Below are 25,259 nucleotides of genomic sequence, written 5' to 3'. Positions count from 1 at the left end.
GGGGGGGACCTTCCCTCACAGGTCGGGTCCTCCGCGCCGCGGCCGGCCGCCGACCCGGATCAACGGCGGGGACGGGGTACCGCATCGGTCTCACACGGGCTCCACGGACATCACATCCCGCGGGCCCGGCGGTGGACCGACCGGGGCCCGGCCCCCGCCCGGGTCGCGGAACGAGTCAGCGCCGGCGCAGGTGCGGATGTGCGGGTTTCGCCGAACCGGTGGGAGACGGTCCTCTCCGAGGCGGACCGCCGTTCCCCATCCTGCTCCGCAGAGGCCCGATCTCCACCCGGCCGGACGGCCGAGGTCCCCTCGGAAGGATCCCGATGACCGCTTCATCCCCGACCCCCGCGCCCCCCGTCACCCAGGCGTTGATCCTGGCCGGCGGGCAGGCCACCCGGCTGCGGCCCTACACCGACACCCGCCCCAAGGCGATGGTGGAGGTGGCCGGCAGGCCCATCATCGACTACCAACTGGAATGGCTGGCTGGTCACGGCGTCGAACACGTCGTGGTCTCCTGCGGCTACAAGGCCGACGTGCTGCGCGAGTACCTGGACGCCCGCCCCGGCGGACCCGGGATCACCCTCCTGGTGGAGGACGAACCCCTCGGCCGGGGCGGGGCACTGCGTTACGCCTCCCAGGGTCTCGCCGACCCGGACGCCCCCTACTTCGCGCTCAACGGTGACGTCCTCACCTGGTTCCCCCTGGACGAGATGACCGCCCACCACCGTGCCAAGGGCGGTCTGGCCACGCTGGCCCTCGCCCAGTTCCGCACCACCTGGGGCATCGTCGACGTCGACGACGAGGACCGGATCGAGGGGTTCACCCAGAGCCCGTTGCTGCCGGTGTGGATCAACGCCGGCGTCTACCTGTTCGAGCCCGGTATCACCCGGCTCCTGCCGGTCAAGGGCGACCACGAGTCGTCGACCTTCCCCGACCTGGCCGGAGAGGGACGGCTCACCGCCTACCGCATCACGGGTTTCTGGCGCGGTGTGGACACCGCGAAGGACGTCAAGGAGGCGGGAGAGCAGATCACCGCCATGCGGCCGGGGCAGGAGGTCGGCTGACCGCCTCGACCGCGGCCACCGGCCGAGGGGCGCCGGAGCGGCAATGGGTATCGTCGTTTTCGTGACGAACGACGGTTTCATCCTCTCCAGCGCCCCCAACTTCCGCGACCTCGGCGGCCACCGCGCCGCAGGGGGAGGCACGGTCCGCCACGGCATGCTGTACCGTTCGGACGCGCTGCACACCATCTCCGAGCCGGACCTGCCGGTCTACAACGGTCTGGGCATCCGCCAGCTCATCGACCTGCGCACCGAGCACGAACGCGTGAACCTGCCGGACATCACCCCCGAAGGCGCCGCCTACACCGCCGTCTCCGTGCAGGGTCCCCGGGCGGCCGGGGGGAACTTCTCCGAGGCCCTCATGGACCGCGAACGCGCCCGCGCCATGTTCGCCGACGGCGCCGCCGAACGCTTCATGTTCGCCGTCTACCGTGAGCTGGTCACCGACGAGATCGCCCTCACCGGCTACCGCGACCTGGTGGAACGCGCCGCCAAGGGTCCCACCGCCCTGGTCTTCCATTGCAGTGCCGGCAAGGACCGCACCGGCTGGGGCGCCGCACTGCTGCTCAGCCTCCTGGGCGTGGACCGCACGGTCGTCGTCGCCGACTACCTGGCCAGCAACGAGCGGCAGGAGAACACCGACAAGTGGATGCGCATGCTGTCGGAGCACAGCGGCCTGACGTGGGAGGAGGTCGCACCGATGGCCCGCGTGCGCGCCGAGTACCTGGAGACCGCCTTCACCCACGTCGACGAGGTGTACGGGTCCTTCGACGGTTATGTGTCCGACGGCCTGGGCCTGTCCTCCGCCACCGTGGAGTCCCTGCGCGAACGCATGATCTCCTGAGCGGGGGCGCGCCCCGGGGGGCGAGGGCGCGCACGGGGCTCCGAAGGCCGGCGGGGGGACGCCTCCGAGGCGTGAGGCCGCCGCTCTCCCGTCGGGACCCCCAGGGGCGGACGGGGGTCGCGACGGCCGTCTCGGCCCCCGGAACCCGGCGCCCGTTCGTCGGGGCCGGAGCGCTCCCCGGGTCCGGTCGGGTCCGGGTCAGAGGGCGTCGAGACGGCGGCGCAGGTCGGCGTTGTCGGAGGCCGCGTCCAGCACCTCGCCCAGGGCGGCCAGGACCGCGGATCGGTCCCGGCCCTGGTCGAGCAGCCGCCGGGCCGCCGCCCACAGCTCCGCCGGACGCCCGAACCACAGGCGTTCGGCCAGCCGTTCGTGTCGGGCCAGCTCCCGTTCCCGATCCGGGTCGTCCCCGGTCACCGGCCGGTACCAGTGGTCCCGCCCGGTGGAGTGGCGGCCGTTGTGCGGGGTGGCCGCCTCGTACTCGCCGTAGTGGTCCAGGCGCAGGAGGGCCCGTCGTCCCTGCGGGGTCGCCGGGTCGAACTCCTCAAGCGCTCCGCTGACCAGTTCGCTGGTCAACAGCGGGAACGCGAACATGCGCCGGGCCAGTGCGGAGAAGTCGCCGTCGGGCAGCAGCCGGCGCACCGCCTCCTGACGCAGCCCCAAGGGCCGGGCCGGGTCCCGGTAGACCCGGGTGAACTCGGCGATGGACTCCCACACCGTGTCCAGGGTCGCCCCCACGGCGACCTCCGGCAGACCGGTGCGCGGGCCGGCCCAGCGCACCCACGCCGCCAGCACGTGCGGCATGGCCTCCTGCTCCTCCGGTAGCAGGACCACCCGCCCCGGGAGCCAGCGCAGCAGGAAGGCCTCCACCTTGCGCGGGCTCACGCGCATGGGCCGACCGGCGTCCACGTCGCAGCCGTAGGCGATGATGTGGTCGGCGCACCGGCTCGCCGTGTAGGAGTCCGACAGCTCCGCGGCCTCGTCGGAGGCCAGGAACCGGGCGGCCAGCACCGCCCGACGATCGCGTCGCCACACCGGGAGAACCTCCCCGGCGGCGTCCTCGCGGGGCTCGGGCAGCGCCCGCACCCGGGCGTTGGCCAGCGCGAAGTGGGCGGCCAGGGAACCGCCCGTCAGATCGGCGGCGGTCAGACCCGCGGGCAGGGGCAGGGCGTCCGCGCCGCCGCCCCCGATGACCCGTTCGGTGACGCGCAGCGCGCGGACCAGCCGCACCCGGGCCTGGGCGGGGTCCAGTTCGGCGAACCGCGTGAACTCGTCGGTGGCGGCCCGTTCCCGGCACCCCTCCAGGAGCCGCTCGACCTTGGTGGTGACCCAGGCGTCGCGCAGCACGCCGCCGGCGTTGTGGTCCACCACCAGGATGAGGGCGTGCTCGGGTTCCGGGACGGGGGTGCTCTCCCCCCGACCGAACACGCACACCACGTCGTCGGTGTCCCCGAACAGGTCGCTGTTGACATAGGCGGCCAGCGGCACGACCCGGCCCAGCTGGGACGCCCATTCGGGTACCTGGAGGCCCTGTTCGCGCAGCGCGATCATCCCCTGCTCGGCGAGCAGGCGCCGATCGGGCGCGGTGCCCAGGGCGGCGATCGCGGCCAGGACGCCGAGGCCGGCCGGTTTGCCGGAGGCCGCGGCGTGGGTGATCAGGCCCTCGCCGAGCAGACGCTCGACGTCGAGGCCGGGCACGCGTTCGCCCCACCAGGTGCCGAGCAGTTCGCTGAAGGCGATCTCGGCGTCGAGCGGATGCCGCATGGCCAACAGCGCCCTGGCGGCGCGGAGCATCTCGTCGAAGACGGCTCCGGGAACCGGTTCCGGGTTCGCGGCTGAGGGAGGTGTAGGGGAGGGCACGATCCGAGCGTATGACAGCCTCGGGGCCGGGACTCACGCTCCGGTGTTTTCGCATGGTTTCTCGCGGTTCGTCCCTGCTTGCCGGGACGGAAACGGGGCGCGTCCCGGCGGGCGCGCCCCTCATCCTCGTGATGCGACGGGTCAGTGCGGTTGTGGCACGGCCCGGTGTCCCGTGAACAGTGTCGTGCTCTGTCGCCTGGTGGTCTTCCGGGTGATCTGCGAGGGCGGCACGGAGTTGATCATCGCCTCCAGGTGTTCGCGGGCGACCCGCTCGACCAGGTGCGGTGTGACCGCGATGCCCAGATGTTCGATGCAGTGCCAGGTGTCGCTGACGCACTGCTCGACGCAGCGGTGGGACAGACCGTTGAACTCGTCGTGCAGACGTGCCGAGATCCGCCGTAGATCCTGGACCGGGAAGGTCTGGAGCATTCTCGCTCACACTCCTGGTTGAAGATGGCCTGGACGGTGACCTCCACCCATTCCACTTGTTCTGAGCGGACTGTCAACCCCTCTCCCGGTGCGCTGTTGATAAAACCTCGGGGGTGCATCGTTTACTTGAGCACCACCATCACCGCAGGTCAACAAGGCGAAAGGGACGTTTCGGACATATGACAGATCTGTTTCCGAGTCGCGAGTCCAAACCGGACAAGCATCTCCATCCTTAGTAATTCAGGGAAAAACGTCCGAGGAAAACCAATGGTCTTCCCGAACGATGGCCCCCGGTGGCCTATTATTTACCTTCCATGGTCGCGCGCGGCCCCCTCCCCGTCGGCCGTTGCGCCCGCACCGGTGTGTCCTATGCTTGAGCCGTGACAGCGGCCGAGAGGAGTCGTGGGACGTGACTCCCGAGGGCCGTGGATCCCCCCGATCACATTCGGCACCGCGCCCTCGACGTTCTCCCGTTCGCGGTCCGATCGCACGGTCGACGGGTCCGCGCGGTCCAGGCAGCCGATCCCCCGGGATCGGGAAATCCGAGGGTTTTGCGGAGGTGTCGAGCAGGTGAGCGCCGAGACGTCCATTCCGCCGCCCCGGACCGATGATGTCGTTCTGACCGACGCGGTCCGATCGCTTCTGGACGATTCCCCGATCGGATTCGCCCTCGTCGGTTCCGATGGCCGGATCGTCGCCGTCAACCGACTCGTGGCGGAGATGCTCGGTCTGGCACCCGAACTCTGTCCGGGCCACGACCCGGCCGAATTACTGAGCGCCTGCGGAGCCCCGGTCGGCGACGCGGAGACCGTCGACCACGGGGGAGGCCGGGTCGTCCGCGGCCGGCATCGCACCGCCGACGGCCGACTGTGGGACCTCACGTGGTTCCCCGTCTCCGACCCCGCCACCGGGGACCCCCACGTCGCCCTCATCGCCGTCCGTGACGGCGGCGAGGTGCACCGGGACGAACAGCGCCTGCGCGCCCTCCTCCAGGTCGGCAACCAGATCGTCTGGACCGCCGACGCCGAGGGCGAGGTCCACGAGGACAGCCCCCCATGGCGCAACGTCACCGGCCAGAGCCCGCAGGACTACCTCGGCCGGGGCTGGTTCGCCGCCCTGCACCCCGATGACCGCTCCGGCGTCGAACGCGCCTGGGACGACGCCGTGCTGGACCGCACCCCCTTCGACGCCCTGTTCCGCGTGCGCACCCACTCCGGCGGCTACGCCCACTACCGGGCCCGGGCCAAACCCGTCATGGAGGGCGGCGAGGTCGTCGAGTGGGTCGGCAGCCTCGTCGACGTCACCACCGAGCGCGAGGCCGACGAACTCCGCCAGCGCCTCAACCAGCAGCTCAGTGAGGCGGCCATGCGCACCGCCCGCCTCCAGAAGGCCACCTCCGACCTGGCCGAGGCGCTCACCGCGGACGAGGTCGTCGCCGCCATGTCCGAGATCGGCCGCTCCGGTGTGGGCGCCGACCACACCTGCGTGGTCCTCCTCGACCGCAACCGTCTGCGCCTGGACACCGTCGTCGCCTACGGGGACCGCCCGCTGCCCCGGGCCTCCTTCCCCCTCGAACACCCCGACATCGCGGCCCGCGCGATCGCCGACCGCCTCCCCCGGATGGCCGCCGACCCGACCGAACTCGGCGCCCTCCTGGAGGACGCCCCCGAGGTCGACGAACTGGTCCGGCTCACCCCCGAGCGCGCCTGGGCGGCCCTGCCCATGATGGTGGCCGGCCGCCCCATCGGCGCCCTGCGCTTCGCCTTCTCGGCCCCCCGCGAGATCGGCGACGAAGAGCGGGTGTTCCTGGAGGCGCTGGCCGGGCAGTGCGCCCTGGCCATCGGCCGCGCGGCCCTCTACGAGCAGGAGCACAACACCGCCGAGGAACTCCAGCGCAGTCTGTTGCCGGACGAACTCCCCGAGGTGCGCGGCGTGCGCCTGGCCGCCTACTACCGATCCGGTTCCCGCCACGTCCAGGTCGGCGGCGACTGGTACGACGCCTTTCCGCTGCCGGACGGCCGTGTCGCCGGCGTCCTGGGCGACGTCATGGGCAAGGGGATCCCGGCCGCCGCGGGAATGAGTCGCATCCGTAACGCGTTGCGCGCATTGGCGTTCTCCATGCCGGAGCCCGCCGACGTTCTCACCGGTCTGGACCGCATGTTCAGCGCCACAGAGGGCATGGATCAGGTCACCACCCTGGTGTACTTCGTCCTGGACCCGGTCACCGGCCAACTCGACCTCAGCAACGCGGGACACCTTCCGCCGCTGGTCGTGGCGGGCGGGGCCCGGCCCTCGCTGTTGGACACCGACCCCGACACGCCGTTGGGGATCACCTCACCGAGAGGTCATCACAAATTCTTCGTGCAACCCGGTAACACCGTCGCCCTCTACTCCGATGGACTGGTAGAGAACCGCAAACGGTCCGTCGACTCCGGACTCGACGAACTCGTCGACGTGGCGTCCTCGGCTCCTCCGGAGGTGGTGGGCGATCCACAGCAGATGCTGGAGTACCTTGTTGAGAGCATGCTCGAAGGGTATGAGCAGGACGATGACGTCACTCTGCTCGCCGTCCAACTCCCGGTGATCGATTCCGTGCCGGACCTGAGGTCGCACACGGAGGAGGCTCACCGTGAGAAGGAGCGGTAGACCGTACGAACAAGTCCATTGCCTTGCCTACAGTGAAGAAGCCGTTCCGCCCCGCACGGGGGTGATCCCACGCAGCAGCCCGAGGAGCCGACCGCTCCCGGTGCGTCTCTTGCGGGGGATGATCTCCGAGAGCGCATACGCTTGAAAGACAAACGGCTTCCCCGCTCCGGCGGGGACGATCCCAGGCCGCAGGCGGGAGAGGGCGCGGTGCCCGGTCCCGGTCAGGCGGATCACCGGGTCCGACAATCTCGCCACACGTCCGTTCGAGAGGTGTTTGTGTCATCTGCCAGTTCGACTCGCTCGAAGCAGTCCGAGTCACTGCAAGAGCCCGTCATTCAGCAGCTGATCGAGCGTGGGCGGTCCCAGGGCTATCTTGAGCCCGAGGACGTGCGCCGTGCCTTCGAAGAGGCCGAAATCCCGATGTCGCAGGCGCAGTCCGTGCTCCGCAGCCTCGCGAAGGAGGGTGTGACCGTGCTCGTTCCCGAGTCGGCGTCCTCCCGACGCAAGACCACGCGGCGCAAGACGGCGACCACGCGGTCCACCTCGACCAGGTCCACCACGGTCACCACGACCACGACCCGGGCCGCCAAGCCGGTGCGCGCCGCGGCCGCCCAGGAGCAGCCGGAGACGGTCACCGCCGTCGTCGACTCCTCCGAGGCCGAAGCCGACGCCGCCAAGAAGGCCCCAGCTCGCAAGGCCGCCGCCAAGAAGGCGCCGGCCGCGAAGAAGCCCACCGCGACCGCCGCGAAGAAGACCGCGCCGGCCGCCAAGAAGACCACCGTGAAGGACCCCGCCGCGGCCAAGAAGACCGCCGGTCGCAAGACCGCGGGCAAGAAGGACCTGGAGCTGGCTCCGGACGCGGAGGAGTTCGACGAGGACGACCTCGCCGACCTTGAGCACACCGGCGCCGAGCTGGAGCTGGTCGAGGACACCACCGAGGAGGCGCCCGAGAAGGACGCCAAGCCGGTCCGTCCCGAGGCCGTCGGCGCTCCCGTCAAGACCGGGAACGAGGACGAGTCCTTCGTCCTGTACGACGATGACGACGACGCCCCCGCCGCCCAGGTGGTCGCCGCCGGCGCCACCGCGGACCCGGTCAAGGACTACCTCAAGCAGATCGGCAAGGTGCCCCTCCTCAACGCCGAGCAGGAGGTCGAACTCGCCAAGCGCATCGAGGCCGGCCTGTTCGCCGAGGAGAAGCTCGCCGAAGAGGGCGACGTCCTCTCCTTCGAGCTGCGCGACGAACTGGAGTGGATCGCCGAGGACGGCGGCCGCGCCAAGAAGCACCTGTTGGAGGCCAACCTCCGTCTGGTGGTGTCGCTGGCCAAGCGTTACACCGGCCGCGGCATGCTCTTCCTGGACCTCATCCAGGAGGGCAACCTCGGTCTGATCCGCGCGGTGGAGAAGTTCGACTACACCAAGGGCTTCAAGTTCTCGACCTACGCCACGTGGTGGATCCGCCAGGCGATCACCCGCGCGATGGCCGACCAGGCCCGCACCATCCGCATCCCGGTGCACATGGTCGAGGTCATCAACAAGCTGGCCCGCGTCCAGCGCCAGATGCTCCAGGACCTGGGCCGCGAGCCCACCCCGGAGGAGCTGGCCAAGGAACTCGACATGACCCCTGAGAAGGTCGTCGAGGTGCAGAAGTACGGCCGTGAGCCGATCTCCCTGCACACTCCGCTGGGCGAGGACGGCGACAGCGAGTTCGGTGACCTCATCGAGGACTCCGAGGCGATCCAGCCGGGCGAGGCGGTCAGCTTCACCCTGCTCCAGGAGCAGCTGCACTCGGTGCTGGACACCCTGTCCGAGCGCGAGGCCGGCGTGGTGTCGATGCGCTTCGGTCTCACCGACGGTCAGCCGAAGACCTTAGACGAGATCGGCAAGGTCTACGGGGTCACCCGAGAGCGCATCCGGCAGATCGAGAGCAAGACGATGTCCAAGCTCCGTCACCCGTCGCGTTCCCAGGTGCTCCGCGACTACCTGGACTAGGCCGTCCTGAGTACGTCATGGCCTGAAACGGCCTGAACCCGTGTGCCCTCACGCTCCAGAGCGCGAGGGCACACGGGTTCTTCGGTGCCTTCGTCGGTCGACGGGTGTGGCGACGCCCGCGTTCCGCACCGTGCGGCCGTCGCGCTCCCACACGCGCCGACCGGACCGGGAACCGCCCGGCCGCGGTGAATCGATCCCAGGTGTGTCGTCCGTCCGACGGGTCCATGCTTTCGCAGGGCCTGTAGGCGCGGCATAAAGTCGCGATACCGGGTCGTTATCTCACGGACCGCGATCGCGCGACCCCGCCCTCAGTCCCGGACGACCACGTCGAGGACGCGCGGGGCGCCCGCCGCGGTCTCGGGCGTCTCCACCGTGTGACCCAGATCCCGCAGGGCCGAGGCCAACCCCGCCACGTCGGCCGCCTCGACCCCTTCGGCCAGCAACGACCTGGCGATGTCCCCCCGGGTGGCCTTGGCCATGTGGCTGACGACCGAACGCCTCACCTCCGTGCCGACGACCCGTTCGCGCAGCACGCGCACCGACACCGACCGTTCGGCGTCGGCGCCCCTGGGCTTGAACGCGGTGGCGTAGGTCGCCGAGCGGCAGTCCACCAGCAGCCGTCCCTCGGCCAGTTCACCGAGCGGTCCGGCCAGCGCCCCGCGCCAGTACGCGCCCAACCCGCCCAGGGGCGGCAGCTTCACGCCCATCGACAACCGGTAGGGCGGCAGCGCATCGGTCGGCCCGACCACGCCCCACAGGCCGGAGAAGATCAGCACCCGCTCCCGGACGTGGTCGGGACGCTCCGCCAGCAGGGAGGGCAGCCCGAGACGGTCGTAGAGCACGCCGGTGTACAGTTCGGCGGCCCGCAGGGTCGGGGCGGAGACCACGTCCAGATCGCGTTTGACCGCGTCGGCCCGCCCCGGGGTCAGCCCCAGCACCTCCATCGCGGTGTCCTCCGGTCCCGAGCACAGTTCCGTCAACGCCGCCACGACCTCCCGACGAGCGGGGGTCAACGCGGGCAGGGTCAACGACTCCAGGGCCACCCGAGGCCCTTCACCGGAGGTGGCCTTACCCTCGGACGGTGGCAACAGGATGAGCATGATCGAAAGGTCTCCCGGGTCGAACAGGGTGGTCAGCCCACATGTTAGGGCGTGGTCGGTGCCCCGGGGGCGGGTGCCGGAGAGGCCACTCGCCAGGATCCACGGTCTTCATCGCGGAGGAGAAGGGGCACCGGACATGCACGAGTGGGCGGCACGGGTGGCGCGGGACTGGCCGGCCTTCGAGGTGGTCGAGCGCGGCGGATGGCGGTTCGGGGTGACGGAGGGGGTGACCAAACGGGCCAACAGCGCCCTGCTCCTGGACCCCGACGCGGATCCGGCCGAGGTCACCTCCTTCTACCGGGAACGGGGGATGACCCCGTGCGCCCAGATCTGGCCGGGGGAGGAGGCGGCGGACGCCCGCCTGGCCGCACACGGGTACGCGATGGTCGAACCCACGTCGGTGCTGGTCCGGGAATCGCGGGAGCGCCCCGACGCCCCCGGCGTCACGATGGTCTCCGACACGCCGGGGGCCGATTGGCTCTCCTCGGGCCCGGAGGGGGCGGAGGTGATCGCCCGCATCCTGGGGCGGACCACCGCCCTGTACGCGACCGCGCCCGACGGGACCGGTCGCGGATGCGCGGTGCTGTCGGGGAGGTCGGCGGCCGTCTGCGCCATGGTCACCGTGCCCCGGGCCCGGCGGCGGGGCGTCGCCTCGGCGATCCTGGCCGATCTGATGGCGGCGGCCCACGACGAGGGCGCCGACGACGTCTACCTGTGCGTGGTGACGGAGAACACGTCGGCGCGGCGTCTCTATGAGCGCTTCGGCTTCACCGAGCGCTCCCGGTACCACAACCGGGTCCTGGGCTGAGCGGCCTCGAACGCACATCGGCGGCGACCCCCTGCGAGGGGCCGCCGCCGTGGTCCATGTGTGTCCGACGCTACTTGTCGGTGAGCTTGTCGGTCTCGTCTTGGATGTCCGAAGCGATCTTTCGGAGGGAATCATCGTGCTTGCGCATGTGGTGCGCGCAGAACAGCAGCTCACCGCCGGAGTTCAGCAGCACCCGAACGTAAGCCTGTGCACCACAGCGGTCGCAACGGTCAGCAGCCGTCAGCGGCTGGGTGGGGGCAAGGGTTCCAGTCACTTCGCCATCCTCAATACTCGGCGTCGGTCACCTCAGACAACATCTAACCCGACCCAGACGTTCCCAACCCGGGGCCGTGTACGCCGACAGCGGAATCCGCCTGATTGGTGCCTGGAAAACTCCCTTTGGGGCCTTTGCGGCCTGACATCATTTCTACTCCTCGTTGTACCCCCGGAAGGCCCCGCGCATCCCCGGAAAAGGGGAGTATCCAGGTCGCATCCACCAGAGGTGGTAGTCTCGCGCGGGGCAGCACCCTTCCGACCGCGATTCCCGCTCTCCGGGCCGTACCCGGTCACCATGGAGCCCGCCCCGGGCGACCCGGCCGGCGACGACGCCGGACCCGTACGAACCAGCCCGAACCTCCCTCGGCGCACGAGGTGAACAGACCCGTACGTCGTGGCCCGGCCCTATTCGTCGGTGCGGCGCGGTACAAAGGGCACGCACCGCATCCGAGCCCCGATGGCCCCCAAGACGCAGGAGATGTCCGAGTGACCGCCTTGACCGCAGCCGTCCACGACCCCGAGGACTATTCCGCCCGGCACCTGTCGGTCCTCGAAGGTCTTGAGGCGGTGCGCAAACGTCCGGGCATGTACATCGGGTCCACCGACAGCCGCGGCCTCACCCACTGCATGTGGGAGATCATCGACAACTCCGTCGACGAGGCCCTCGGCGGGCACTGCACCCGCATCGACGTCGTCCTGCACGGCGACGGCTCGGTGTCGGTCGCCGACGACGGCCGCGGCATCCCCGTCGACATAGAGCCCAAGAGCGGTCTGTCCGGTGTGGAACTGGTCATGACCAAGCTCCACGCCGGCGGTAAGTTCGGCAGCGGCTCCTACACCGCCTCCGGCGGCCTGCACGGCGTCGGCGCCTCCGTGGTCAACGCCCTCTCCGCCCGCGTCGACATCGAGGTCGACCGGCAGGGGAACACCCACGCCATCTCCTTCCGCCGGGGCATCCCCGGTCGCTTCGCGGGGGCGGGTCCCGACGCGGACTTCACCCCCGTCTCCGGGCTGGAGCAGGTCCGCAAGATCGCCAGGAAGCTCTCCGGCACCCGCATCCGGTTCTGGCCGGACATGCAGATCTTCATCAAGGGCGCCGAGATCGCCAGGGAGTCCCTCCTGGAGCGGGCCCGTCAGACCGCGTTCCTGGTACCGGGTCTGACCATCGCCGTGCGCGACGAGCGCGTGGAGGGCGAGGAGAAGCCCTACGAGGAGGATTTCCGTTTCGACGGCGGAATCGGCGAGTTCTGCACCTTCCTGGCTCCCGACGACCCCGTCAGCGACGTCCTGCGCATTCAGGGCAGCGGCAACTTCACCGAGACCGTTCCCGTGCTGGACGAGGCCGGGCACATGGTGCCCGCCGACGTCGAGCGCCGCCTGGACGTCGACGTCGCCCTGCGCTGGGGCACCGGATACGACACCACGATCCGCTCCTTCGTCAACGTCATCGCCACGCCCAAGGGCGGCACCCACATCAACGGCTTCGAGCGGGCCCTGGTCCGGGTCATCAACGACCAGCTGCGCGCCGTCAAGCTGCTCAGGAACAGCGACGACCCCGTCACCAAGGACGACACCCAGGAGGGGCTCACCGCGGTCGTCACCGTCCGCCTGCCCGAGCCCCAGTTCGAGGGGCAGACCAAGGAGATCCTGGGCACCTCGGCGGCCGCCCGCATCGTCTCCCAGGTGGTCGGCCGGGAACTGCGCGAATTCCTCACCTCCGCGAAGAAGACGGACAAGGCCAAGGCCCGCACCGTCATGGAGAAGGTCGTCAACGCGGCCAAGGCACGGCTGGCCGCCCGCCAGCAGCGCGAGACCCAGCGGCGCAAGACGGCCCTGGAGAACTCGGCGCTGCCCGCGAAGCTGGTGGACTGCCGCAGCGAGGGCCTGGACCGCAGCGAACTGTTCATCGTCGAGGGGGACTCGGCGCTGGGCACCGCCAAGCTGGCCCGCGACTCCGAGTTCCAGGCGCTGCTGCCCATCCGCGGCAAGATCCTCAACGTGCAGAAGTCGTCGGTCGCCGACATGCTCAAGAACGCCGAGTGCGCCGCGATCCTCCAGGTGATCGGCGCCGGCTCGGGCCGGAGCTTCGACATCGACGCCGCCCGCTACGGCCGGATCATCCTCATGGCCGACGCCGACGTCGACGGCGCGCACATCCGCTGCCTGTTGCTCACCCTCATCTACCGCTACATGCGGCCCATGCTGGAGGCCGGTCGGGTGTTCGCCGCGGTCCCGCCCCTGCACCGCATCGAGCTGACCAACATCCGCCGCAAGCGGGGGGCCAAGCCCGAGGACCGGTACATCTACACCTACTCGGACGCCGAGCTCCGGCGCACCCTGCTCGACCTGGAGAAGCGCAACGTCTCCTGGAAGGAGCCGATACAGCGCTACAAGGGTCTGGGCGAGATGGACGCCGACCAGCTGGCCGAGACCACCATGGACCCGCGCCACCGCACCCTGCGCCGCATCCGGGTGGAGCAGGCCGAAGAGGCCGCGACCGTGTTCAACCTGCTCATGGGCAACGAGGTCGCGCCGCGCCGCCGGTTCATCCAGCAGGGCGCCCAGGAACTGGACGTCGCCCGTATCGACGCCTGATCCGGTGCCCGCGGCACGGACTCGGAAGGGCCCCGGGGGTGGGTGGATTCCAGGGGTCTTCGCGACGCCTCGTTGATCGAACGGGTTCGACCGGACGCTCGGCCGGGGTTTCCCGGCCGAGCGTCTCGCGTGGTCGGCCGTCGGGCTCGTGCGCGACGTGTTCCGGGTCCGACGGCCCGTGTGCGGGGCGCCCTCAGGCGGGAGGCGCCCACACGCCCTCGTCCAGGAAGCGGTCGATCGCCTCCCGGTACGGGGCGGGGTCCAGCCCGCGCTCGGCCACCCAGGCGTCGTTGTGGTAGCTGTGCCGGTAGCGTTCGCCGCCGTCGCAGATGAGGGTCACCACGCTGCCCTGACGGCCCTCACGGAGCATCCGGGCCATCAGATGCCACACCCCCCACAGGTTGGTGCCGGTCGAGCCGCCCGCCGACAGCCCGGTGCGGTCGTACAGGTGGCGCATGGCGGCGATGCTCGCCGCGTCGGGCACCGGCATCATCAGGTCGATCACCGAGGGCACGAAACTGGGCTCCATACGGGGACGGCCGATGCCCTCGATGCGCGAGGGCATTCCCGTGGCGTAGTCCGGGGTGCCCGTCACCCACCCCGGGAAGAACGCCGAGTTCTCCGGGTCGACCACCGCGAGCCGGGTGTGCAGACGGCGGTAGCGCAGGTAGCGGCCGATCGTCGCCGAGGTGCCGCCGGTCCCCGCGCCCACCACGACCCACTCCGGGCACGGGTGGCGCTCCATCGACAACTGCTCGAAGATCGACTCGGCGATGTTGTTGTTGCCCCGCCAGTCGGTGGCCCGCTCGGCGTAGGTGAACTGGTCCATGTAGTGGCCGCCGCTCTCCGCGGCCAGCCGCTCCGCCTCCGAGTACATCTCCGGCGGGGTGTCCACGAAGTGGCAGCGACCCCCGTACCGCTCGATGAGGGCGATCTTCTCCGGGCTCGTCCTGCGCGGGATGACCGTGATGAACTCCAGCCCGAGCAGCCGGGCGAAATAGGCCTCCGACACCGCCGTGGAACCCGAACTGGCCTCCACGATCGTGGTGCCCTCCTCGATCCACCCGTTGGCCAGCCCGTACAGGAACAGGGACCGCGCCAGCCGGTGCTTGAGGCTGCCGGTCGGGTGGACCGACTCGTCCTTGAGGTAGAGGTCGATGCCCCACTCGGGGGGCAGCGGGAACACGTGCAGGTGGGTGTCGGCCGAGCGGTTGGCGTCGGCGATCACCTTGCGGACGGCCTCATCGGCCCACGACCTGCGGGAGTCGCTACATCGGTCCACCCACGGGGTGCCGTCCGGATCTGTTGAGGGTGCCATGGGCAGCAGCGTAGCGGGCGTACGACGAGGCCCCCGGGACGGTGTCCCGGGGGCCTTCGGTCTCGGGCCTCAGTCGAGGGAGCCGCCCGACATCACCGCGTGCATACGGCGGTAGGTGGCCGCCTCCTCGTGCCGGCTCTGCCGCTCCAGGGTCCGGGCCAGCGCGATGTGCGCCCAGTTGTCCACCGGGTCCAGTTCGATGATCCGGCGGAAGGTCCGTTCCGCCCGGGTCAGCTGTGCGGAGTGGAAGTAGGCGCGACCGAGCAGCTCCAACAGGGAACGGCTGTCGGGTTCGTCCTCGATCGCCGGTTCCAGCGTCTTGGCCGCGTAGATGGGGTCGCCCAGTTCCATGAACATGCGGGCGCGGTTGTAGATGTCGTACGTGCTCTCTTCCACGAGTGCTCCTCCCGGCGGCACGGGGCCGTCCTCGGGTCACAACGGTCGGGGAGACGACCGCATTCCCCTGATTGATCCCCGGTCACCGTCGGCGCACACGCCCGCGCCGCCCCGGCTCAGAAGTCGACGGGCGAGATCCGTCCGGTGTCCACGTCGTAGATCGCCCCGGCCACCGCGAGCCCGGCGGGCAGCAGTGGGTGGTGCCGGATGCGCTCCAGGTCGTGCCGCAACGCCCCCTGCTGGTCATTGTCGGTGTGGAACTCCAGACTGCGGGTGTCCACCCCGTGCTCCTCCATGATGACGTCGTGCACGGCGTCGTCGCTGGGCACGGACGCCATCTTGCAGCGGGTGTGCGGCAGGACCAGCACCCGGTCCACCCCGAGCAGGTAGACGGCCAGCACCAGGGTGCGCAGCGTGTCATCGGTGACCCTGGCCCCCGCGTTGCGCAGGATCTTGGCGTCGCCGGGCTTCAGGCCCAGCATGTCCAGCGGTTCGATCCTGGAGTCCATGCACGTCACCAGCGCCAGGCCGCGTGCGGCGACGGGCTTGAGCCCCGCCATCGCGTACTGTGCGGCGTAGTCGGCGTTGGCCGTGAAGACGTCCTCGAACGCGCCGCCCGCCGGAGCGGTTCCGTTGTCGTCACTCACCGGTGAATCCCCTCTTTCCGTTGTCACGACGATGCCGCGCACATCGAACCAGATCGATGTGCACGGCATGTTGCGACGAATTCAGCCGCCGGACCTCGGCGTCGTGATGCCGAACTCGGTCCGTCCGCTTCCCACCGTAACGATCGCGCGGGGCAGGGTCTCGCCCGACCCGTCCCGACGGTCGGTCGTGTCGGGCAGCCGGACCGGTTTCCCGTCGGCGCGGGCGGCTCGGGCCGGTCCCCGACCGATCCACGCCATCAGCAGCGTGTCCTCGTCCTTGAGGTAGCGGTGGCAGCGCACACCGCCGGTGGCACGGCCCTTGGCCGGGTAGGCGGAGAACGGCGTGACCTTGGCCGAACCGGCCTGGGTGCCCTCCAGGACGTTGCCCGCGCCCGACACCGTGACCACCACGGAGTCGTCCGGACTGCTCACCGCGCCGAACCACAGCACGCGCGCCTCCTCCGAGAGACGGACGCCCGCGACCCCGCCGGCGGGGCGGCCCTGCGGTCGCACGGTGGTGGCGGAGAAGCGCAGCAGCTGCGCCTCGGAGGTGACGAAGGCCAGGTCCTCCTCGCCGGTGGACAACTGGGAGACACCGATGATCCGGTCGCCCTCCTTGAGGGTGATGACCTCGAAGTCGTCCTTGTTGGACGGATAGTCCGGGGCGACCCGCTTGACGACGCCGCCGACGGTGCCCAGCACGAAGCCGGGACCCGGGGAGTCCATCGACACCACCGACACCACCCGTTCGCCCTCGTCCAGCTGGACGAACTCGGTGACCTGGAGTCCGGACGCCAACGGTGGCGCCTCCTCGCCCTCGTCGGGCAGTTCCGGCAGCTCCACCACGGGGACACGGATCATCCGCCCCAGGTCGGTGACCAGTCCCACGTCCGACCGGGAGGTGGTCGGGACCGAGACGGCGATCGCGTCGTGGCGTACCCGCAGGCCCTCGTACATGCGCGGCGGGGTGGCGCCCTTGCTGCGGCCGATCTGCCCGTCGACGTCCATGAGGACGTGGCAGGGCTGGTCGGCCATCTCCAGCGGGATGACCGCGGCCCGAGCGGCGCCGTCGCTCTCGCGCAGGCGGGTACGGCGCGGGGTGGCGAACGCCTTGGAGACGTCGCCCAGTTCCTTGGAGACGACCCGACGCAGCTTCTTGTCCGACTCCAGGATGGAGGTGAGCTCGTCGATCTCCTTGTTCAGCTGATCGCGCTCGGTCTCCAGCTCCAGTCGGTCGAACCGGGTCAGCCTGCGCAGCGGGGTGTCCAGGATGTAGCGGGCCTGGATCTCCGACAGGTCGTAGGCCGCCATGAGCGACTCGCGGGCCGCCGTGGAGTCGTCCGCCTCGCGGATGAGCGCGATGACCCGGTCGATGTCGAGCAGGGCCACGAGCAGGCCGTCCACCAGGTGCAGGCGCTCGCGGCGCTTGCGGCGACGGAACTCGCTGCGCCGGCGCACGACCTCCAGACGGTGCCCGACGTAGACCTGGAGGAGTTCGCGCAGGCCCAGGGTCTGGGGCTGGCCCTCCACCAGGGCGACGTTGTTGATGCCGAAGGACTCCTCCATCGGCGTGAGCCGGTACAGCTCCTCCAGGACGGCCTCGGGGTTGAAGCCGTTCTTGAGCTCGATGACCAGGCGCAGACCCTGGTTGCGGTCGGTGAGGTCCTTGAGGTCGGAGATGCCCTGGAGCTTCTTGGACTGCACCAGCTCCTTGATGCGGGCGACGACCTTCTCCGGGCCCACGTTGTAGGGGAGTTCGGTGATGATCAGGCCGGTGCGACGGGCGCTGACCTTCTCGATGGAGACGGTGGCGCGGGTCTTGAACGTGCCCCGGCCGTTGCGGTAGGCGTCGCGGATGCCGTCCAGGCCGACGATGGTGCCGCCGGTGGGCAGGTCGGGTCCGGGGACGAACTCGGTGAGCTCCTCCAGGGTGGCTTCGGGATGGGCGATGAGGTGGCGGGCGGCCGCGACGACCTCGCCCAGGTTGTGCGGGGCCATGTTGGTGGCCATGCCGACCGCGATGCCCGAGGCACCGTTGACCAGCAGGTTCGGGAAGGCCGCGGGAAGGACCTCCGGTTCGGTCTCCTGTCCGTCGTAGTTGGGCTTGAAGTCGACGACGTCCTCGTCGATGCCCGAGACCAGGAGTTCGGCGGCCTTGGCCAGACGGGCCTCGGTGTAACGCATCGCGGCGGGGGCGTCGTCGCCGCCCAGGGAGCCGAAGTTGCCGTGGCCGTCGACCAGGGGGACGCGCATGGCGAAGGGCTGGCTCAGGCGCACCAGCGCGTCGTAGATGGCGCTGTCACCGTGAGGGTGCAGGCGGCCCATCACCTCACCGACCACGCGGGCGCACTTGACGTGCCCCTTCTCCGGACGCAACCCCATTTCGTTCATCTGGTAGAGGATGCGGCGCTGAACGGGTTTCATGCCGTCGCGCGCGTCGGGCAGCGCGCGCTGGTAGATCACCGAGTAGGCGTACTCCAGGAAGCTGCCGCGCATCTCCTCGGAGACGTCGATGTCGATGATCTTCTCGGCGAGATCCTCGGGGGGGTGGGAAGTTGTACGGGCCATGTCCGTAATTCTGGCCCTAGCCAGAGACTGAAACGTACGCGGGCGCGTGGTCGGGCGTGTGTGAGTCGCGCGACTGGTGGTTTTCGTCCCACGGAAGACCGCTTTTCGACCTCGGATGTCGGCCCCGAACAGGCGGATCCGCCCCGGCGGGGCCGGGGCGGATCCGTGGCCGGTCGGCCGGTGGGGACGGACGGGGGTCAGCCGGTGAAGGGGACGGTCAGGGTCGCGCCTCCCTCCGGTCCGGTCCGGACGACGGAGTCGGCCGAACCCAGGGCGCTCCAGATCCGCAGGCGCACGGTCCCGCCGTCGAGATCGGCGAAGTCCCCGGTGACCGGGCCCGGGGCCTGCGTGTAGGTCTCCCATCCGGGAACGTCGTCGGTGGCGAAGTAGCGGTGGGTCTCCACCCGGTCGGCGGTGCCGTCACCGTCGAAGTCGTACTCGACGCGGACCTGCACGGCGTTGGCGACCGAGCCGCCGGAGTCCACCGGCAGGGAGAAGGCGGTGGTGCCACCGGTGAAGGTGCCGCTCACCCCCTCCAGTTCGAGCACGACGGCGTCCGAGGGCGGGGTGCCGTCGCGGTTGACGCCGCCCGCGTCGGGCACCGTGATGAGTCCCTCGGTCCCGGGCGGTGTGGCGGACAGGCCGCCGGAGCCCGCGTGCAGCACGCCGTCCCCCAGGTCGCCCTCCCCGGGGTCGGGGGACGGGGACGGGTCGGGGTCACCGGGGTCGCCCCCGCCGCCCTCGCCCACGGTGGAGGCCAGGGTGCCCGGAGCCACCTCCAGTTCGGTGCCGTCGGAGAACGTGACGGTGATCGGGGAGGCGCCGGGGTTGAAGGCGGTGTACGCCCGCCCGTCGCCGTCGGAGAACACCGCGTAGTGGGCGGTGTCGGCGGTGACGGAGGCGTCCACGGTGCCGACCTCGGCCAGCGTGGAGACCCACTGGTAGGTGTGCGGCTTGGAGCCGCCCGCCTCGGGCTCGTAGGTCCGCCACTGCGCCTCGAACATCCCCAGGGCGTCGTCGCCGTCCGACAGCGCCCGGTGCGCCCAGTGGATGTCCCGCCAGATCTCGGGCTCGCGGCCCAGCCGGTCCACGAGCGAGGTGTACATCGCCCCGGCGTGCTCCGGGTCGTGTCCGAGGTAGAGGGAGCCGGCGGTGATGGGCAGGTAGTTGATGCCGTAGTGCTCCTCGTCGCCGCCGTCCCACCAGATGCGGTAGTCGCCGCCGTCGCCCCAGACCATGCCGACCACGTCGTGGTCGAACCCGTCGGGGAAGGTCTCCCCTCCGTGGTCCTGCCAGTAGCGGGTGACGGTGGAGGCCTGGGTGGTGTGCAGGAACACGCCCAGGTCGCGGAGTTCCTCGTCGCCGGTCAGGGCGCCGAACAGGGCGGTGGCCGAGGCGAAGTGCATGCCCTCGGAGGAGGACTCCTGGTTGTTGCCCGCGGCGAACCCGGCGTGGCCGGAGGCCCAGCCGTGCCCGGCGTAGGGGGAGAAGGAGCGCAGCCGCGGGAACGCGCCGTCCTCGGTGGCCGCCACGTCGTCGATGACCATCCGCACCATGCCGCCCCAGGCGTCCTCGTCCGCCCAGTCGCGGTCGTAGCGGGCGATGGTGGCGGCGGCCGTGACGAGGTAGCCGTAGTGGAAGTCGTGGTCGTTGAGCTCGGTGGTGGCGCCGAAGCTGTCGGGGTAGCCGAGCAGGGTGCCCCAGCCCGCCTCGTAGTGCAGGCCGCGGTCGCCGCCGGCCGTCAGCCACTCCTGGACCCGGCCCTTGAGCAGGCCCAGGAGTTCGTCACGGGCCTCGGTGTGGCCGATGGAGTCGGCGATGGGCACCAGCTGGGCCAGCCGCCCCATCGCCTTGCCGTCCCAGTAGGTGTCGCCGGGCGAGGGGAAGTGCTCCTCCTCCGCCAGCACCTCGTCCAGCAGCAGGCGCAGCCGGTCGTGGTCGGCGGAGTCGACGGTGGGCAGGCTCGGCAGGATGCCGTGGGCGGTCAGCTCCGTGGTGAAGGAGGTGCCCAGGGCCACCCGCATCTCCCCGCGCGGGGAGGGGTAGGCCAGGTCGGGGACCTCGTCGTCGCTGTTGTCCCAGTGGTGGGGGTACATCGCCAGGACGGTGCCCTCGGTGTCGCCCTCCAGCGCCTCGGTCTCCACCCGGTAGGTGCTGGTGAGGGTGGCGCCGGTCTCGTCGTAGTCGTACTCGACCACCGAGCCGGTGACGGCGGAGTGGGCGTAGGGGGCGAAGTCCGCCAGCGACTCGGGAGAGGGCAGCAGTGCCACCGAGTAGTGGCCTCCGCCGCCGGTGGGCGCGGTGAAGGTGTTCCCCGACCGCGACCACGCGTCCCCGGTGGGGGCGAACAGGGCGTAGTGGTTGCCGTTGACGGTGACGCCGACCGTGGCACCGTCCTCGTGCCAGACCTGCGGCGAGGCCGTGAAGGACACCTCCGCGTCGCCGCCGTCGGTGCGGGCGTGCGCGAAGGGCAGCCCCTGGCCGATGGTGACGTCGAGGACGGCGCCGCCCTCCCACCGGGCGGTCACGGTCCAGTCGCCGCTGTCGGCGACCCGGGTGTCGGGGGAGTCGAGGCCCACGGCGCCCAGGGAGAGGTCCGCGGTGTGCGGGAACTCGTACTTGAGGCCGTCGGCGACGATCCGCGGCTCGCTCGGGTGGCCCATCTCCAGACCCTCGGAGTGGGGGCGGTAGGTGGCCGGGTGGGCGTACAGGTTCTCGCCGTAGGGGTTGTCGGGGTAACGCTGGAAGATGAGCGAGGACCACCACTCGTTGGTGGGGGCCGGGCCCTCGAAGTCGTCGGTGACCTTGGGCGAGACCGGGGTGCCGTTCAGGTCGGCGGGGCCGGTGGCGCCCGGGGGGAGCGCGTCATCGTAACTTCCCGAGCCGACCGGGACGAGGGCCGTGGCGGCCGCCGCCGGTTCGGCGTCGGCGCCCGCGCCGACGGTGATGACGGCCGCGCCGCCGACGGTCAGCGCCGCGAGCACCGCGAGGGCGCCGCGACCGATCGCGGGGGAGCGTGCGGGTTCGGGGGAGGGTGGTCGTCCTGGGAGTTGCTGGTCCATTCGGTGCGCCTCTCTTCATTGCAGCGGGGCGGCCCGCACGAATGGGAGCGCTCCCATTCGTGCGGAACCGTGCCAAGAGTCTCCGGACCCGGCGTGGGGGGCGCAACGGAGGAAAGCTGGAAAGTTTCTTTTTTGTTACCGTTGTCGACTCTCGGGTCCACCGGGTACCCCATGCCCGCGCGCGAGGGTCGACCTGTGGACGACGGCCCGGACGTCGGTCGGCTCTGGTACCAAGGAGACATGGCCACCACCCCTGACCCCACCGTCACCCCCGCCCCCGTCGGCGGGGATCTGCGCGAGCGCGCCGAAGCGCACCTGCGCGCCCTGGCCGGGGACGCCGCCCGGCTGCGCGAGGACCAGTGGACCGCGATCCACGCCCTGGTCTCCGACCGGCGCCGCGCCCTGGTCGTCCAGCGCACCGGATGGGGAAAGTCGGCCGTCTACTTCGTGGCCACCGCCCTCCTGCGGGCGCAGGGGGCCGGCCCCACCGTCATCGTCTCCCCGCTGCTGGCCCTCATGCGCAACCAGATCGCCGCCGCCGACCGCGCCGGCATCCACGCCCGCACGGTCAACAGCGCCAACACCACCGACTGGCAGACCGTCTACGCCGACGTCGAGGCCGGCCGCGTCGACGTGCTGTTGGTCAGTCCGGAACGCCTCAACAACCCCGAGTTCCGGGACCGGGTACTGCCCGAACTCGCCGCCGGCGCCGGCCTGGTCGTCATCGACGAGGCCCACTGCGTCTCCGACTGGGGCCACGACTTCCGCCCCGACTACCGGCGCATCCGCTCCCTGCTCCTGGACCTGCCCGACGGCGTCCCCGTCCTGGCCACCACCGCCACCGCCAACGAGCGCGTCACCCACGACGTCGCCGAACAGCTCCGGGCCGGCGCCGACCGGGACGAGACCCTCGTCCTGCGCGGCCCGCTGGACCGGGAGAGCCTGCACCTGTCGGTGGTGGACCTGCCCGAACCCACCGCCCGCCTGGCCTGGCTCGCCGAGCAGCTGCCCCGGATCCCCGGCTCCGGGATCGTCTACACCCTCACCGTCGCCGCCGCCGAGGAGACCGCCCGCTTCCTGTCCGAACAGGGCATGGCGGTGCGGGCCTACACCGGGCAGACCGATCCCGACGAGCGCCGCGAGGCCGAGGACGACCTGCTCGCCGACCGGGTCAAGGCCCTGATCGCCACCAGCGCCCTGGGCATGGGGTTCGACAAACCCGACCTCGGGTTCGTCGTCCACCTGGGCGCCCCCTCCTCGCCCATCTCCTACTACCAGCAGGTCGGCCGGGCCGGGCGCGGTGTCGAGCGCGCCGAGGTCGTCCTGCTCCCCGGGCGCGAGGACACCCGCATCTGGGAGTACTTCGCGAGCCTGTCCTTCCCGCCGGAGGAGACGGTGCGCCGCACCCTGGCGGCGCTGGCCGAGGGCGGACCCCTGTCCGTCGCCCGCCTGGAGACCCGGGTGGACCTGCGCCGCAGCCGCCTCGAACAGATGCTCAAGGTCCTCGACGTCGACGGGGCGGTGCGCCGGGTGCGCGGCGGTTGGGAGGCCAGCGGGAACCCCTGGAGCTACGACGCGGAACGCTACGAGGCGGTCACCAAGGCCCGCGAGAGCGAACAGCGCGCGATGCTCGACTACATCGCCCTGGACGGCACCTGCCGGATGGAGTTCCTGCGCCACCAGCTCGACGACCCCGAAGCGACCGCCTGTGGGCGCTGTGACGTGTGCACCGGCCGTACCTGGTCCGTCGACGTCGACCCGGGCCGCCGCGACGCGGCCGCCGCCCACCTGGACCGCCCCGGCGTGCCCATCGAACCCCGCCGCCAATGGCCCACCGGCATGGACACCCTCGGAGTCCCCCTCACCGGGCGCATCAAGCCCGACCGTCAGGCGTCGCCCGGTCGCGCCCTGGGCCGGTTCACCGACATCGGCTGGGGCGGTGAACTGCGCGCGCTCCTCGCCGAGGAGGCCCCGGAGGAACCCGTGAGCGACCGGGTCCTGCAAGGCCTGGTCCGCGTCCTGGCCGCCTGGGACTGGGAGCGGCGGCCCGTCGGCGCGGTCATCATGCCCTCGCGCACCCGACCACGGATGATCGCCGACCTGGCCCGCCGCCTGTGCGCCCTGGGCCGACTCGCCCCCGTCGGATCCCTCGCCTACCGCACCCCCGAGGGCCCGGGAGCGCGCCGGCACAACAGCGCCATGCGTCTGGCGCAGGTGCACGAGGCCCTCGTCCCCGGGGGCGGCCTGGCCGAGGCCATGGCGGACCTCCAGGCGGCCACCCCGGGCCCCGTCCTGCTCATCGACGACCACACCGACACCGGATGGAGCCTCACCGTCGGCGCCGCCCTCCTGCGCGATCTGGGAGCCCCCGCCGTACTGCCCCTCACCCTCGCCACCACCGGCGGCTGACCGGCCGGCCGGACCGCGCCCTCCCGAGGTCCGGGCGCACGAGAACGGGGCCCGACCGGCGTGGTCGGGCCCCGGCAGGGGGACATCGGGGTCAGCGGATGCGCTGGCCGCGCGGGGCGCCGCGCCGTACCGGCTGGCCATCGCCCAGATCCGGGCGGGCGCCCGGCTGGTGCAGGGCGCGCGCCGCCAGGCGGTGGGCCCGCGCCAGCGCCTCCTTGGGGTGACGGCCCGCCAACCAGGCGGGCAGGAAACCCGCGATGAACGCGTCACCGGCGCCCACCGAGCCCGGAGACGGGTCCACCGGGGCGGCCGGGGCGGTCACCACGTCCTCACGGGTCTTGGAGGCCCACAGGCCGCCCTCCTCGCCCAGTTTGAGCACGACGTTCGGGTACCAGGCGGTGAGCACCTTGGCCGCCGCGTCCGCGTCCTCTCGGCCCGTCAGCACCTTGGCCTGGGCCATGTTCGCGAACAGCAGCCGAGAGCCCTGGGTCCAGTCCAGGAAGTTCTCCGCGCCCGCCCGTTCCAGGGGGGCGTGCGAACCGCCGTCGACCGAGATGGACATCCCGCTCTCCCGGGCCATCCGCAGTGCCACCCGGGCCGCCCGCCGCGAGTCCGCGTTGATGAGCGTGTACCCGGACACGTGCAGGTGCCCGTCCGGGCCGAACACGTCGCGGGGCAGGTCCTCCGGTTGCAACCGGGCGTTGGCACCCGGGTCGCTCAACATCGTCCGATCACCCCGGTGGGTGATCATCACCACGCAGGTCCCGGTCGGGCACTCCGGGTCCATCACCATCCGCGAGTCGAGCCCGTACCCCATCAGCTCCATCTCACGGGTGCGCCCCGTGATGTCGGAACCCCGGCGGCCCACGAACGTGGTGTCGGTGCCCTCCACGGCCAGCCAGGAGGCGATGTTGGCGCCGGAACCACCGCCGTACATCACCACCGAGGCCGGGGTATCGCTGCCGCGGGCCAACGGGTGGAACGCGCGCGCGACGGCATCGGTCATCAGGTCACCGATCACGACCACTCGTGTCATATCGCCAGCCACCACCGAGGGTTATGAGAATTCGTGCCCGCACGACGTTAACAGGTGAATCGTCAGCGGCGTGTAACGAAGTGACGGCACCCCGGACACGTGCCGGACCGGGCTTCCGTCGGGGACGGGAGTCCCCTCGTGACAAGGGTATCCGGACCCGGGGCGCTCCCCTGCGGATCTGACCCGCGATCCTCCGGCCCCGGGTGTCCCGGGGAGGT

At 71.1% G+C, this 25,259-nt stretch carries 17 protein-coding genes; 7 read left to right on the top strand and 10 right to left on the bottom strand.

What is annotated here, in order from left to right; all coding sequences use genetic code 11:
- Positions 1-323 precede the first annotated feature (323 nt).
- Positions 324-1,064, top strand: a complete 741-nt coding sequence (locus PWG71_RS14800) for a nucleotidyltransferase family protein (RefSeq protein ID WP_274810289.1) — start codon at positions 324-326, stop codon at positions 1,062-1,064.
- Positions 1,065-1,107: 43 nt separating this feature from the next.
- The gene (locus tag PWG71_RS14795) at positions 1,108-1,905 is read left to right on the top strand and encodes a tyrosine-protein phosphatase (RefSeq protein ID WP_274810288.1); all 798 of its coding nucleotides are present in this window, start codon (positions 1,108-1,110) and stop codon (positions 1,903-1,905) included.
- 198 nt (positions 1,906-2,103) lie between these two features.
- Here PWG71_RS14795 and PWG71_RS14790 read toward each other — a convergent pair whose 3' ends face one another.
- Together PWG71_RS14790 and PWG71_RS14785 are read right to left on the bottom strand one after the other, a co-directional pair.
- Positions 2,104-3,696, bottom strand: coding sequence for a hypothetical protein (locus PWG71_RS14790; protein WP_274810397.1), 1,593 nt, complete (start codon positions 3,694-3,696; stop codon positions 2,104-2,106).
- A gap of 207 nt (positions 3,697-3,903) precedes the next feature.
- Positions 3,904-4,191 (bottom strand): hypothetical protein, encoded by a 288-nt coding sequence (locus PWG71_RS14785; protein WP_274810287.1) that lies wholly within the window; start codon positions 4,189-4,191, stop codon positions 3,904-3,906.
- A 570-nt stretch (positions 4,192-4,761) separates the two neighbouring features.
- Here PWG71_RS14785 and PWG71_RS14780 point away from each other — a divergent pair.
- Together PWG71_RS14780 and PWG71_RS14775 are read left to right on the top strand one after the other, a co-directional pair.
- A complete protein-coding gene (locus PWG71_RS14780) occupies positions 4,762-6,837 on the top strand; it encodes a SpoIIE family protein phosphatase (RefSeq protein ID WP_274810286.1) in 2,076 nt (691 codons plus the stop codon).
- A 276-nt stretch (positions 6,838-7,113) separates the two neighbouring features.
- The gene (locus tag PWG71_RS14775; RefSeq protein ID WP_274810285.1) at positions 7,114-8,826 is read left to right on the top strand and encodes an RNA polymerase sigma factor; all 1,713 of its coding nucleotides are present in this window, start codon (positions 7,114-7,116) and stop codon (positions 8,824-8,826) included.
- Positions 8,827-9,134: 308 nt separating this feature from the next.
- Here PWG71_RS14775 and yaaA read toward each other — a convergent pair whose 3' ends face one another.
- Positions 9,135-9,926 carry a peroxide stress protein YaaA gene (gene yaaA, locus PWG71_RS14770; RefSeq protein ID WP_274810284.1) on the bottom strand — a complete coding sequence of 264 codons (792 nt, stop codon included), beginning with the start codon at positions 9,924-9,926 and terminating at the stop codon, positions 9,135-9,137.
- Positions 9,927-10,062: 136 nt separating this feature from the next.
- On the opposite strand from yaaA, the gene PWG71_RS14765 reads away from it, so the two are divergent.
- A complete protein-coding gene (locus tag PWG71_RS14765; protein WP_274810283.1) occupies positions 10,063-10,734 on the top strand; it encodes a GNAT family N-acetyltransferase in 672 nt (223 codons plus the stop codon).
- 70 nt (positions 10,735-10,804) lie between these two features.
- Here the strand turns inward: PWG71_RS14765 and PWG71_RS14760 are convergent, their stop codons facing one another.
- Positions 10,805-11,008, bottom strand: a complete 204-nt coding sequence (locus tag PWG71_RS14760) for a DUF7455 domain-containing protein (protein ID WP_274810282.1) — start codon at positions 11,006-11,008, stop codon at positions 10,805-10,807.
- Positions 11,009-11,496: 488 nt separating this feature from the next.
- Between PWG71_RS14760 and PWG71_RS14755 the strand changes: the two genes are divergently transcribed.
- A complete protein-coding gene (locus tag PWG71_RS14755; RefSeq protein ID WP_274810281.1) occupies positions 11,497-13,605 on the top strand; it encodes a DNA gyrase/topoisomerase IV subunit B in 2,109 nt (702 codons plus the stop codon).
- A gap of 193 nt (positions 13,606-13,798) precedes the next feature.
- Here PWG71_RS14755 and PWG71_RS14750 read toward each other — a convergent pair whose 3' ends face one another.
- From PWG71_RS14750 to PWG71_RS14730, 5 genes are all read right to left on the bottom strand, one after another.
- Complete coding sequence (locus PWG71_RS14750; protein WP_274810280.1) at positions 13,799-14,923, bottom strand: PLP-dependent cysteine synthase family protein; 1,125 nt, start codon at positions 14,921-14,923, stop codon at positions 13,799-13,801.
- A gap of 69 nt (positions 14,924-14,992) precedes the next feature.
- A complete protein-coding gene (locus tag PWG71_RS14745) occupies positions 14,993-15,319 on the bottom strand; it encodes a tetratricopeptide repeat protein (RefSeq protein WP_274810279.1) in 327 nt (108 codons plus the stop codon).
- A gap of 116 nt (positions 15,320-15,435) precedes the next feature.
- Positions 15,436-15,966 (bottom strand): beta-class carbonic anhydrase, encoded by a 531-nt coding sequence (locus PWG71_RS14740; RefSeq protein ID WP_274810278.1) that lies wholly within the window; start codon positions 15,964-15,966, stop codon positions 15,436-15,438.
- 81 nt (positions 15,967-16,047) lie between these two features.
- The gene (locus tag PWG71_RS14735; protein WP_274810277.1) at positions 16,048-18,534 is read right to left on the bottom strand and encodes a DNA gyrase/topoisomerase IV subunit A; all 2,487 of its coding nucleotides are present in this window, start codon (positions 18,532-18,534) and stop codon (positions 16,048-16,050) included.
- A 197-nt stretch (positions 18,535-18,731) separates the two neighbouring features.
- Positions 18,732-21,596 carry a glycosyl hydrolase gene (locus PWG71_RS14730; RefSeq protein ID WP_274810276.1) on the bottom strand — a complete coding sequence of 955 codons (2,865 nt, stop codon included), beginning with the start codon at positions 21,594-21,596 and terminating at the stop codon, positions 18,732-18,734.
- A 240-nt stretch (positions 21,597-21,836) separates the two neighbouring features.
- Here PWG71_RS14730 and PWG71_RS14725 point away from each other — a divergent pair, with 240 nt between their 5' ends.
- A complete protein-coding gene (locus PWG71_RS14725) occupies positions 21,837-24,005 on the top strand; it encodes a RecQ family ATP-dependent DNA helicase (RefSeq protein WP_274810275.1) in 2,169 nt (722 codons plus the stop codon).
- 91 nt (positions 24,006-24,096) lie between these two features.
- Here the strand turns inward: PWG71_RS14725 and PWG71_RS14720 are convergent, their stop codons facing one another.
- Positions 24,097-25,032 carry a carbohydrate kinase family protein gene (locus tag PWG71_RS14720; protein ID WP_274810396.1) on the bottom strand — a complete coding sequence of 312 codons (936 nt, stop codon included), beginning with the start codon at positions 25,030-25,032 and terminating at the stop codon, positions 24,097-24,099.
- Between the last annotated feature and the right edge of the window lie 227 nt (positions 25,033-25,259).

It is taken from the genome of Nocardiopsis sp. N85 (assembly GCF_028882275.1).
Taxonomy (GTDB): domain Bacteria; phylum Actinomycetota; class Actinomycetes; order Streptosporangiales; family Streptosporangiaceae; genus Nocardiopsis; species Nocardiopsis lambiniae.
Note: the sequence above shows the minus strand (reverse complement) of the source record. Positions and strands in the feature narration are given on the sequence as shown.